Source organism: Teichococcus deserti (assembly GCF_001982615.1).
GTDB lineage: Bacteria > Pseudomonadota > Alphaproteobacteria > Acetobacterales > Acetobacteraceae > Pseudoroseomonas > Pseudoroseomonas deserti.
In genome coordinates, this window is sequence record NZ_MLCO01000088.1 from 18,885 (window position 1) to 30,900 (window position 12,016).

8 protein-coding genes are annotated in these 12,016 nt (G+C 72.7%); 4 read left to right on the forward strand and 4 right to left on the reverse strand.

The genetic code is table 11. From position 1 onward, the window contains the following. Positions 1 to 68: 68 nt before the first annotated feature. From repA to BKE38_RS10970, 4 genes are all read left to right on the forward strand, one after another. On the forward strand, positions 69 to 1,292 hold the full coding sequence (gene repA, locus BKE38_RS10955; protein ID WP_076957356.1) for a plasmid partitioning protein RepA: 1,224 nt from the start codon (positions 69 to 71) through the stop codon (positions 1,290 to 1,292). Then, positions 1,293 to 2,276 (forward strand): plasmid partitioning protein RepB, encoded by a 984-nt coding sequence (gene repB, locus BKE38_RS10960; RefSeq protein ID WP_076957357.1) that lies wholly within the window; start codon positions 1,293 to 1,295, stop codon positions 2,274 to 2,276. It begins immediately after the preceding gene. Positions 2,277 to 2,780: 504 nt separating this feature from the next. Beyond that, complete coding sequence (locus BKE38_RS10965; protein ID WP_083747467.1) at positions 2,781 to 3,752, forward strand: replication protein RepA; 972 nt, start codon at positions 2,781 to 2,783, stop codon at positions 3,750 to 3,752. 88 nt (positions 3,753 to 3,840) lie between these two features. After that, positions 3,841 to 5,847 (forward strand): AI-2E family transporter, encoded by a 2,007-nt coding sequence (locus BKE38_RS10970; RefSeq protein WP_076957358.1) that lies wholly within the window; start codon positions 3,841 to 3,843, stop codon positions 5,845 to 5,847. A 24-nt stretch (positions 5,848 to 5,871) separates the two neighbouring features. Here the strand turns inward: BKE38_RS10970 and BKE38_RS10975 are convergent, their stop codons facing one another. The 4 genes from BKE38_RS10975 to BKE38_RS10990 are packed head-to-tail and all read right to left on the reverse strand — an operon-like array spanning position 5,872 to position 11,925. Then, positions 5,872 to 6,849 (reverse strand): asparaginase, encoded by a 978-nt coding sequence (locus tag BKE38_RS10975; RefSeq protein WP_076957359.1) that lies wholly within the window; start codon positions 6,847 to 6,849, stop codon positions 5,872 to 5,874. A 15-nt stretch (positions 6,850 to 6,864) separates the two neighbouring features. Continuing rightward, the gene (locus BKE38_RS10980; protein WP_076957360.1) at positions 6,865 to 8,124 is read right to left on the reverse strand and encodes a glycosyltransferase; all 1,260 of its coding nucleotides are present in this window, start codon (positions 8,122 to 8,124) and stop codon (positions 6,865 to 6,867) included. Beyond that, a complete protein-coding gene (locus BKE38_RS10985) occupies positions 8,121 to 9,593 on the reverse strand; it encodes a hypothetical protein (protein WP_076957361.1) in 1,473 nt (490 codons plus the stop codon). Before BKE38_RS10985 ends, BKE38_RS10980 begins: the two co-directional genes overlap by 4 nt. A gap of 13 nt (positions 9,594 to 9,606) precedes the next feature. After that, on the reverse strand, positions 9,607 to 11,925 hold the full coding sequence (locus BKE38_RS10990; protein ID WP_076957362.1) for a glycosyltransferase family 4 protein: 2,319 nt from the start codon (positions 11,923 to 11,925) through the stop codon (positions 9,607 to 9,609). Between the last annotated feature and the right edge of the window lie 91 nt (positions 11,926 to 12,016).

A 12,016-nucleotide genomic window follows, 5' to 3' on the forward strand; every position in this document is an offset into this window, starting at 1 on the left:
GCCACAAGCCAACGCCATGCTGCTATCCTAACGCCGAAACGCCTCAATTGCGGAGAAAAGCGTCGGTCATGCCCGCTCGCCCCACCAGCCCCGACAGCGGCGACGCCGCGGTCATCGAGCCGATCGACCAGCGCATCGGCGCCGATGCCCAGGCGCTGAGCGCCCAGCTCGCCCTGCTGCGCAACCGCATCTTCCCCCCTGCCGCGCAGAAGACCCTGCGCCGCTTCTCGAGCGGCGAGGCGGCCACCCTGCTGCAGATCAGCGACAGCTATCTGCGCCAGCTGGCCCTGGCAGGGGAAGGGCCCGTGCCAGAAAAAGGTGCCGGCGGCCGCCGCGCCTATACGCTGGAGCAGATCCACGCGCTGCGCGGCATGCTGAAGGGCAAGGGCCGCCCGGCCTCGCCGCGCCGCGCCGAGGGCGAGCATCTGCAGGTCATCGCGGTCGCGAATTTCAAGGGCGGCTCGGGCAAGACCACCACCACGGCGCATCTGGCGCAGTACCTGGCCTTCCAGGGCCACCGCGTGCTGGCCCTCGACCTCGACCCGCAGGCCAGCCTCTCGGCGCTGTTCGGCTACCAGCCGGAGCTCGATATCGGCGAGAACGAGACGCTCTACGCCGCGCTGCGCTACGACAAGGCGCGGCGGCCGCTGAAGGAGGTCATCCGGCCGAGCTATATCCCGGGCCTCGACCTGGTGCCGGCCAACCTGGAACTGCACGAGTTCGAGCACGACACGCCCCGGCTGCTGGCGCGCCAGGAGGGCCAGCGCGAGACGCTGTTCTTCACCCGGCTGACCGAGGCGCTGGAAAGCGTGGCGTCCGACTATGACATCGTGGTCATCGACTGCCCGCCGCAGCTCGGCTTCCTGACGCTGGCCGCGCTTTGCGCCGCGACCGGCGTGCTGATCACCGTGCATCCGCAGATGCTGGACATCGCCAGCATGTGCCAGTTCCTGCTGATGACCGCCGACCTGCTGTCGGTGGTGCGCGAGGCCGGCGGACGGCTGGACTATGACTTCCTGCGCTACCTGGTCACCCGCTACGAGCCGCAGGACGGGCCGCAGACCCAGGTGGTCGGCTTCCTGCGCTCGCTGTTCGGCGAGCGTGTGCTGACCAACCCGATGGTCAAGTCCACCGCCATCTCCGATGCCGGCCTGACCAAGCAGACACTCTATGAAGTGGGGCCGCAGAATTTCTCCCGCGAGACCTACAACCGCGCGACCGAGGCGCTGGACGCGGTGAATGCCGAGATCCAGGGGCTGGTGACCCGCGCCTGGCGACGGGGAGCGAAGTAAATGAGCCGCAAGGACACGCTGCGCCGCCTGCTGGGCGGCGAAGGCGCCGAGGCCGCCGAGCCCGCCGCCCCCGAGACGGCCGCCGTCAACCGCGTCCCCTCCGGCGCCGTGCGCGCCATGGGCGTCAGCCTCGGCCAGCTGCGCGAGGAGGCGGAGGCGCTGCGCGCCCGCATCGAGGGCGGCGAGACCGTGGTGACGCTGGACCCGGCCGTGGTCGACGCCTCCTTCGTCGCCGACCGCATGGCCGGCGACAGCGAGGCGGAGCTGTCCGAGCTGGTGCAGTCGATCGCCAGCTCCGGCCAGCAGGTGCCGGTGCTGGTGCGGCCGCATCCGGAGAAGGCCGGGCATTACCAGATGGCCTATGGCCACCGCCGGCTGCTGGCGGTGAAGCGGCTGGGCATCACGCTGCAGGCGATCATCCGGCCGCTGTCGGATGCCGAGCTGGTGGTGGCCCAGGGCAAGGAGAACATCGAGCGGCGCAACCTCACCTTCATCGAACGCGCCCTCTTCGCCAGCCATCTGGAGGCGCGCGGCTTCGACCGGCCGACCCTGCATGCCGCACTCGCCGTGCAGTCGGCGGAGATGACGCGCTACCTGCAGGTGGTGCGCGCGATCCCGCGGCCGGTGATCCTGGCGATCGGCGCCGCGCCGCGCACCGGGCGGCCGCGCTGGCTGGAGCTGCAGCGCCTGTTCGCGGCCGAGGATGCCGCGCCGCTGGCCGAGCGCGCCATGGCCAGCCCCGGCTTCCGCGCGCTGAACAGCGACGCCCGCTTCCAGCGGATCTTCGCGGCGCTCCGCGACGGGCGGCAGGCGCCGGAGGCGGATCTGTGGTGGCGCAGCCCGCAGGGCGACCCGGTGGTGAAGGTGGAGCCCGGGCCGCAGGGCATGCGGCTGACGGTGAACGACCGCATGGCGCCCGAGTTCAGCCGCTTCCTGGTCGAGCGGCTGGACGACCTCTATGCCGCCTGGCGCGCCTCGCGATGAGGCCAGGGGTGGTCGCTCCGGTCCACACTGGAGGCTGCGGCGTGGACCGGAGCGTGGACTCTGGCGACCGGCTGCGCAGGAGCCCGGGCCGCCACGGGGCGGGGGAGGGCGCGCGCTCCAGGACCGTGGACTTTGGCGACCGCCTTGATCTGCAAGGGGCTTCGGGCCGCCCAGGACTCGAAGGGCGGCGGTCGCCAGAGTCCACGAGGCGGGCCGGACCGGCCGGCGCGGCCAGGACTCGGCAGGGCCGCGGAGTCGGCCACAGCGGCGGGCGTGGACCCTGGCGGCCGGATCGTGGACTTTGCCGCCAGGCGTCCATGAAAAAACAAGGACTTGGCAAAATGATCCCGGGGACTCTGCCGTCGCAAAGCAAATAGTAGAAACAACTATCTGCAATTAGCTTTCGGTCGGCAGAGTCCACGTCGACAGGGGCGGACGGGTCGGTCAGGTTCCACAGCGTCGATGACCCCAGACACTTAGCGCCACGGCTTGCCACGGAAGATCATGGGAACCGTCCATACCCTCATCGAGACCCACGGGCGCCAGGCCAGCCGCGAGCTGGTCGAAGGCCGGCGGGGACCGCGCATCGTCGAGGCCGCGGCCTCCTGGGCGGCCGATGAGGATATCGGCATCGGCTATATCCATTCCGGCTGGTGCCAGACCGCGCTGCCGCACCGCCGGCCGGACGACAACACGGCGATCTGGAAGCTCGAGACCGACAGCATGACGCTGCTGGTGGAGCCTGGCGTCCGGCTGGGCCCCGACGGGCAGCCGGCGCATGTCGGCGTGCCCTTCGGCGCCATCGCCCGGCTGATCCTGATCTACCTGCAGTCGGAGGCGCTGCGCACCGGCTCGCGCGACATCCAGCTCGGCCGGTCGCTGCGCGACTTCCTCGGCCGGCTCGGCGTCTCGGTCGGCGGCAAGACCACCAAGCTGGTGCGCGAGCAGGCCGACCGCATCAGCCGCTGCCGCCTGTCCTTCCATTTCACCCGCAACGGCGCCTCGGTGCTGGTGAACCAGAACATCGTCGACATCGCGATGTTCGTCGACGACCCGGCGGGGCCGGCGGGGCAGGGCGACCTTTTTGTCGAGAATGCCCGGCTGTCGGAAAGCTTCTTCCAGCAGCTGAAGCAGCATGCCGTGCCGCTGGACGAGGCGGCGATCCGCCATATCCGCAATTCCTCCATGGCGCTCGACGTCTATTGCTGGCTGGCCTACCGGCTGCACGCGCTGACCGACGACAAGCTGATCAGCTGGACCGCGCTGGCGACCCAGTTCGGCGCCGGTATCCGGCTGCGCAAGCATTTCAAGGCGGCCTTCACCGAAAACCTGCAACTGGCCCAGGCGGTCTATCGCGACGCCCGCGTCGAGCTGACGCCCGACGGGCTGCTGCTGCACCCCTCCGCCCCCCCGGTGCGCAAGCTGGTCTCGGCGGCGGCAAGCCCGGTCGGCAAAGTCCACGGCCTGATTCGCTAAGACCAGGCCAGCCAGCGCGACCTTTTGACGCGTTCCGGCGTTATCGGCTGCGACCACGCAGCCTTCGCCGCCGGAGAAGCCCGTTCCCATGCCCGATGCCCCCTTCCGCATGGCCTCGCCGCCGTCTGCCGGGGCGCCGTTGCGCGCCAAGGTGGCGGCCGCCGAGGTTCCGGACCTGCGCAGCCTGACCACGCTGGCCGGCGGCGTGGTGATCGTCGCGGGCCTCTATCTGGGCCGCGACGTGCTGATCCCGGTGGTGCTGGCGATCCTGCTGAGCATGGTGCTGTCGCCGCTGGTGCGGCTGCTGCGCCGGGCACGGCTGGGGCGGGTGCTGTCGGTGCTGCTGGCGGTGCTGGTGGCGGTCGGCGTCATCCTGGCCGCCGCCGCGCTGATCGGCGCGCAGCTGGCCGAGCTCGCCAACAATGCGCCGATCTACCAGCACACGGTGATGCGCAAGCTGGACGCGCTGCGCGAGATGACGGTCGGCCGCATGGGCTCGCTGCTCGGGCGCCTCGGCGAGGATCTGGGCGGGCGGAGCCCAACGGTGCCGAGCGTCGCGCCGCCCAGCGCAACCCCCTCGGCCACGCCGGTGCCGCCGCTGCCGGTCGAGCTGCACACCCCCGATCCGACGCCGATGCAGATGGCCGGGCGCATCCTGGCGCCGCTGATGGGGCCCTTCGCCCAGGCCGGCATCATCCTGGTGGTCACCGCCTTCGTGCTGCTGCAGCGGGAGGATCTGCGCGACCGCATGATCCGGCTGTTCGGCTCGACCGACCTGCACCGCACGACGGTGGCCATGGACGACGCGGTCTACCGCCTCAGCCGCTTCTTCCTGGCGCAGCTCTGCATCAACATGGCCTTCGGCGCGGTGATCGGGCTCGGCCTGCTGCTGATCGGCCTGCCCAGCCCGCTGCTCTGGGGTCTGGTGGCCGCCCTGCTGCGCTTCGTCCCCTATATCGGCGGCATCCTGGGCGCGGTCCTGCCCATCGGCCTGGCCGCCGCCGTCGATCCGGGCTGGTCGATGGTGGTCTGGACGGCCGCGCTGTTCCTGGCGGTCGAGCCGATCGCCGCCTATGTGGTCGAGCCGCTGGCCTATGGCCATTCCAGCGGCATGTCGCCGGTCTCGGTGGTGATCGCCGCGATCTTCTGGAGCTGGATCTGGGGCCCGATCGGCCTGATCATCGCGACGCCGGTGACGCTGTGCCTCGTCGTGCTCGGCCGCCATGTCCGCCGGTTGGAGTTCCTCGACGTCCTGCTCGGCGACCGCCCGGCTTTGACGCCCGTGGAAAACTTCTACCAGCGCAGCCTGGCCGGCGACCCCGACGAGGCGCAGGAACAGGCGGAGATGCTGCTGCGCGACCGCTCGCTCTGCTCCTATTACGACGAGGTGGCGCTGAAGGGGCTGGCGCTGGCCGCGGCCGACGTCCGCCGCGGACTGGTCACCCCGGACCAGCTGGACCGCATCCGCGATTCCATCGTCGAGCTGGCCGAGGCGCTGGACGAGCATGCCGATATCGACCCGCCGCCGCCGCCTGCCCCGGGCGAGAAGCCGTCGCTGCGCTTCCGCCTTTCCGCCGCCGAGCGCCGGCTGCCGCGCCCGACCCTGCCGGGCCTGCCCGAGGCCGAGACCATGCCCGAGGCCTGGCGCGCCGAGGGCTCGGTGCTCTGCGTCGCCGGGCGCGGCGCCTTCGACGAGGTCTCGGCGCTGATGCTGGCGCAGATCCTGCGCAAGCATGGCATTGGCGCGCGGGTGGTGCCGCATGCCGAGGTCTCGCGCCGCAATGTCGAGAGCTTCACCGCCGAGGGCACCCGGCTGGTGGTGATCTGCACCGTGCAGATGCGCGGCGCGCCCTCGCATCTGCGCTACCTGGTGCGGCGGCTGGAGCAGCGGCTGCCCGGGGTGCCGGTGATGCTGGGGCTGTGGACGGCGCCGGAAGGGCAGCTGGACGACACGCTGCGCCAGTCGGTCGGCGTGCCCTGCCTGGTGCCCAGCCTGCGCGAGGCAGTGCTGGGCGTGGCCAAGATCGCGAAGGAGGGGGAGGGGGACAGCCTGCCCCAGTCCGAGCGGCGTCCCGAAGTTCAGGCGGCGACCTAGCCAGAACGCCGCCGCCCGGCAGGCTCAGAACACCGCCCGCATCCGCCCGACCTCGATGCCGTTCCAGTTCCGCATCACCGGCGCGGCGAGGGTGGAGACCTCCTCGGGAAGATCGGGCAGGAGGCGGGCGAGGAGGGCTGCCATGGCCACCTCCGCGGCGCGGGTGGCACCGTCGGCGCATTTCAGCGCGATGCCCAGCCCCTGCTCGGGCAGGATGGCGCAGAAGACGCCCTCGGCGCCGACCTTGGTAAAGGCGCGGGCGCCCAGCGCCGTCATCACCGCGGTGTCGAAGCGGCCGGTGCCGGCCACCATGAAGGGGTGGGCGGCGACCGCGGCGCGCAGCCGGGCGGCGGCGGCGGCATGGCCGGCGGAAAGGCCCTCTCCGGTGCCGAGCCGGGCGAAGCCCTGCGCCAGCGCGGCCAGCGGCAGGGCATAGGTCGGGATCGAGCAGCCGTCGATGCCGTGGCTGCCCTCGGGCAGGGTCACCCCGGCCACCGCCTCCAGCGCCGATTTGACCGCGCGCTGCACCGCATGCTCCGGCCGGATGTAGCCGCGCGGCGCGACATCCAGCCCGCAGGCCAGGCACAGGAAGCCGGAATGCTTGCCGGAGCAGTTGTTGTGCAGGGCGCTGGGCCTGCCCGGCGCCTCGCAGGCCAGGCCGCGCGCGGCTTCCGGCAGGCTCGGCCAGTGCGCGCCGCATTCCAGCGCCGCGGCATCGAGGCCGAGGCGGGAGAGGGTGCGGGCGGCGACGGCGGCATGGGCGGCTTCGCCGTTGTGCGAGGCGCAGGCCAGGGCCAGGGCCTCGTCATCCAGGCCGAAGCGGTCGGCGGCGCCGCTTTCGACCAGCGGCAGCGCCTGGATCACCTTCACCGCCGAACGCGGGAAGATGGCGGCCTCGACATCGCCGCCGGAGAGCAGCAGCCCGCCCCTGGCGTCGCTGACGGCGAAGGCGATGGCATGGCGGGATTCGACCCGCCCGCCGCGCGTGACCTCGATCTGCATCGTTGTTCCTTCCTGCTAGCGGGTGGGGTGGCGCTCCGCGCCGAAGACGGCGTCGAGGGCGTCGAGGAACTCGGCCTTGCCGATGACGTCGCGGAGGCTGGCGGCCAGCCGCGCATGGGTCTCGGGCCGCGCCGCCTCGGCCAGCACGCGGGCCAGGTCGCCGGGCGCGGCGCGGCGGAAATGCAGCCCGTCGACGCCGTCCAGCACCTTCTCCGCCATGCCGCCAATGTCGGAGGCGATCAGCGGCGTGCCGCTGCGCCGCGCCTCCTGGATGACGACGGGCGAGTTCTCCCACCAGATCGAGGGGATGACGACCCAGCCGACCGAGCCCATCAGCGTCGAGACCTCGGCCGGATCATAGCGGCCGGCGAAGCGCAGGCTGCCGCCGATCCCCTCGAGCACCGGCAGGAGATCGGGGAAGTCGCGCAGCAGGTCGGCACGCTCGGCGCCGAAGACGGTCAGCCGCGCCCCGGGGATGTCTGGCAGGGCCAGGCCGAAGCCGCGCACCAGGATGTCGAGGCCCTTGAAGGGCGTCGGCTGGCCGAAGAAGCCGAAATGCCGCGCCAGGGCCGGGTCGGGGGTCCCGGGCGCCGGGCGGCGAGGCAGGGCGAGCAGCTCGTCGCCCAGGTAGTTCTCCAGCACCGAGCCGGCGGTGCCGGCCAGGCCCCAGGCCTCGTAGCGGGCGCGGATGAAGGCCGAGGGGTAGAAGCGGTGGTGGAAGCGGCGCAGCCCTTCCAGCAGCGCGGCCTTGCGCAGCACCAGGCCCGGGATGGTCCTCCCGGGGAAGCAGCCGAGGCAGCGCAGAGGCGACTCCGCGTGGCACAGCTCGCGCCCCTCGGTGCGGATCATCTGGCCGTGGTTGATGCAGATCGCCAGCATCTCGTGCAGGGTGATGGCGAAGCGGGCCTCGGGCCGCGCCTCCATCAGCTCGGCGATCAGGTCGATGCCGACGCGCCAGTAGTGGTGAAAATGATAGGCCTGGACCGGCAGGCCAGCCAGGAAGCGCACCAGCGCGCGCCGCTGGAACGGATCCGTCCACCAGAGCCGGTCCGCCTCCATGCCGCCGACATCGTAGAGGAACTCGTCCTCGGCATGCGGGGTGGCCAGCCCGGTCGGCTGGCGCGCGGCCGTGCCGGTGCCGGCCGCCGAGGCGGCGACCAGGATGGCGCGCCGCCCGGCGCTGCGCAGGGCCTGCACCTGGCGATAGGCCGCGACCTCGCCGCCACCCTTGGACAGGTCGGGATGCGAATGGGCGATGACGCAGATCGCGCTCATGCGGCGAGCGTCCAGAGGCGTTCGAGATGGTCGTTGATCATCTGCCCGGCCAGCGGCCGGCACCAGGCCTGGGCCGGCGGCTGCCAGGGCTGCCGCGGGTCGCGCCGCAGCCGCGCCAGGCTGTCCGACAGGTCGCCGCAGCCGGCCAGGTCGTGCAGCGCCTGCAGCCGGGCGAGCCCGGCGCCCTGCAGCGGGGCCGCGAAGAGCGCGTCCAGCTGCTGGTCGATCACCGCCTGGCCCAGCCGCTGCGCTTCCAGCAGCACGACCGGCGTGTCGCCGGCGATGGCGGCGGCGAGAGCCGGGCCGGCCAGGCGCGCGGCCTGGGCGGGGCGCCGGCCACGGCGGGCGAAGATCTGCGCTGCGGCCTCGGCCTGGCGGCCGAGCAGGACCAGCCCTCCGCAGCGCCGCTCCAGCCCGGCGGCGACGATCTCCAGCAGGGGGAGCAGCGCGGGCTCGTCGCAGCCGGTGACGAGGGCCAGCGGCGCGCCGGCCGGCGCGGCCGGCACAGGCGGCAGGCCAGCCAGGCGCGGCGCCAGCGCCGCCTCGCGCCGGGCCAGCACCGGCCGCAGCAGGGCTTCGGCCAGGCTGCCCTCGGCCTCGGGCCCGGCCTGCGCCGCGATGGCGTCGAGAAAGGCCGGCAGCGGCACCACCCCTGGCCGGCAGCGCAGCCATCGCCGTTCGTCATCGAAACGGAGTTCCGCCACCAGCTCCAGCGCGACCAGCCGCGGCAGCAGAGGGGTGGGCAGGCGGGCATGGAGGCAGGCGGTCGCGCCCATTGTCGTGCAATGGTCGTCTTCCAGCGGGACGAAGGCGGTCTCGTCGCCGGCGCCGTCGGGCGCCGCGAGGCGGGCCAGGGCGATCAGCTCGACCTCGAGCCCGCGCTGCGGCCGGCCGGCGAAGCGCAGGCCGAGCATGACCTCGCCGCCCGTGGTCGCCGCCGTCGCGGCGTGACGGAGCAGACCGTCGGGATCGCTGAGGGCAGCAGAGCCGAGCTGCGGCAGGGCGTCGAGCCAGCCGCCGAAGGCGCCGTGCGCGCGATAGCCGTGGCGCAGCAGCGGCCAGCGCGCCGGATCGTCGCGCGCGCCGCGCAGCAGGCTGAAGCCCAGCGCCGCCGGCAGCCGCGCGAAAGCCTTGTCCAGGTCGCGGTTGATGCCGGGATCGCGCAGGTTGACGCGGCCCGACAGCCCGCCGGCGGCGAGCGTCAGCACCAGCGGCGCGCCCTCCGGCACGCCGTCCAGCACGAGAAGAAAGCCCTGGACCTGGGCGAGGTCCGGCTGCAGCAGGGTGACGTCGGGACGCGGCGGGGCGAGCGACTGCACCGGCGTCACCACCTGGTCGCCCGCCGTCACCCGCAGCTGCGGCGGCGCGCCGCGCGGCGTCAGCATCCAGCCGCAGAGCAGCAGGCGGCGCGGGGCCAGCCGCGCCAGGCCTTCCACCGCCAGCTGCAGCCGCTCGGCGAAGTAGATCACCGCCAGCCTCGCCTCAGGCCGCGCGGCGCGGCAGGGCGGTGGCGGCGCGGCCGAGATCGGCGATGGCCTGCAGCGCGCGGCGCGAGACGGCGCGGCCGAACTGCCGGCGGCCGAAGGCGAAGGCGGCCTCGGCGCAGCGGGCGCGGCCGGCGGGATCCTCGATCAGGGCGAGGAGGTGGCCGACGAATTCGGCGCGCGAGCGGGCCAGGCGATAGGCGGTGCCGGCGCCGCCCTCGATGCCGAAGACGGCTTCCTCGGTCAGCACCGCGGGGATGCCGCGGGCGAGATATTCCACCGTCTTGATCTTCAGCCCGCCGCCATAATAGACGGGATTGATGCCGATATCGGCCTGGTCGAGGAAGCCGGCCAGGTCGGCGACCGGTCCGTGCAGCACGATGTTGCGCGGCGCGGCCGGCAGCTCGCGCAGGCTGTCGCAGACGCTGCCGGCGACATGCAGCGCGACATCGCCGCGCGCCTCGAAGCAGGGCCAGACCTGGTCGACGAACCAGCGCAGCCCGTCGCGGTTCATCGGGCTGTCGCCGCCGACGAAGACGATGCGCTGGGCCGGGCGGCTGGCGTCGATGCGCGGCCCGGGCGGCAGGCTGTGCGGCAGGTAGAGCGACTTGCCGGGCAGGCTGCGCTCGAGGAAGCGGTGTTCGCTGGCCTGGATGGCGAGCAGCAGGTCGAAGCCGTCGAGGATCTTCAGCTCCTCCGGCACGTCGATGCGGATGTGGTGCTCGAGGCCGAAATGGGCGAAGTTCTGCGCCCGCAGCGACATGACGTCGTGCGTGTCGAGCACCCGGGTCGCCGGGAAGCCGCGCGCATGGCGGAGATAGCTCAGGCGGATGTATTCGACGATGCCGATGGCATAGCTTTCCGCCTGCAGATGCGCCTCCAGCGCGGCGAAGTGCTGGCGCGAGAACTGCTTGCGCTCGAAGGGCTCCAGCAGCTGCTTCGCCTCGATCCAGGCGGGGATGGCGGCCGCCGCCGTCTCGGGCTGGTCGTCGATCGAGAAGACCCGGCCGCGGCCGCCGAGCAGCCGCTGCGCCGCCGCGCGGTCCGCCGCATCCATCTGGCGCAGGGCAAAGAGATCGGTGTCGAAGACCGGGCGGCCGACGCGCAGCATCTCGGCGATGCGGGCGTGGTTGCCGAGGCTTTCCTCCCAGAAGGGGATGTCGGTGACCAGCAGGGCGCGCGGCCGGCGCAGCGCATGCTCGAGCGTCTGGCGGTCGCGCAGGATGGCGGCCTGGCTGGAGACCTCGGCGGCATAGCGGGCGAAGAGGGTGCGGCTGGCGGCGGCGACCTCGTCCCGATAGGCCGCATCGGTTGCGAAGCGCTGCAGCAGGGGCGCGAGGGCTGCGGCGCTGCCGCTGCTGTGGAAGGGCGCCTCGGGGTCCATCCCCAGGAAGGCGTCGGCGGTGCCGATCACGGGGCGGCCATAGGCCAGCGCCTCGACGGTCTTGATCTTCAGCCCGGTGCCGCCCTGGTGCGGGTTCACCGCCAGATCGATGCCGGCATAGAAGCTTTCGAGGTTGTCCACCTCCCCCATCGCGGTCAGCGGCGGGGTGTTGGCCGGCACCGCACGCGCAGCACCACCGGCGATGCGCCATTCGGCGCCCGCGGCCGCCAGCGCCGGCAGGTCGGCCGCCGCCAGCAGCGCGGCCAGCGCCGCCTGGTTGATCGGATTGCTGCTGCCGACATAGCCGATCACCGGCGGCGTCGCGGTGCCGCGCGGCGGCAGGGGCGGCACGGGCGGCACATGGCCGAGGGTGACGACGAGGGCGCGGGTGCGCTCCTCCAGCTCCTCCCGCTCGGCATCCTGGATGGCCAGCACCAGGTCGGCGCGGTCCAGGCCGCGGGTTTCCTCTTCCGGCGTGGTGTAGAAGAAGGCGGGCTCCAGGCCGATGGCGCGCAGCCGGCGGTCGCGGTCGGCGAAGACGTCGTGGGTGTCGATGACCTTGAGGGTGCCGGCCGGGAACAGCTCCAGCGCGCGGCTGAAGAAGACGTACTCGACCATGACGAGGTGATAGATCTCCTCCTCGGCGAGGCCGGCGATGGCGGCCTCCAGCCCGGGCGGGAACCAGTCGTCGATGCCGAAGACGCGGCCCTTGCTGCGGCGTTCCTGCGCGCGGTTGTAGGGCAGCACGGTCAGCCGGTCCCAGGCCTGGCGCATCGCCTCGAGATCCGGCTCGCCCACCGCCTCGCGTGCCACGAAGCAGAAATGCACCTCGTGCCCCTGGCGCTTCAGCCGCTGCAGCAGCGCCTGGATGCGCTGGCGGTTGCCGGTATTGGCGGGGTGGCTCGGGGTGGGCGAGATGACCAGGCAGCGCATTGAAGGACCTTCGCGAGAGGCGCTGCCATGCTAGCAGGTCGGGCGCCGCTGTCCCAGCGGGGCAGGCCGGCAGGGGCAGCTCGGCGGGGGC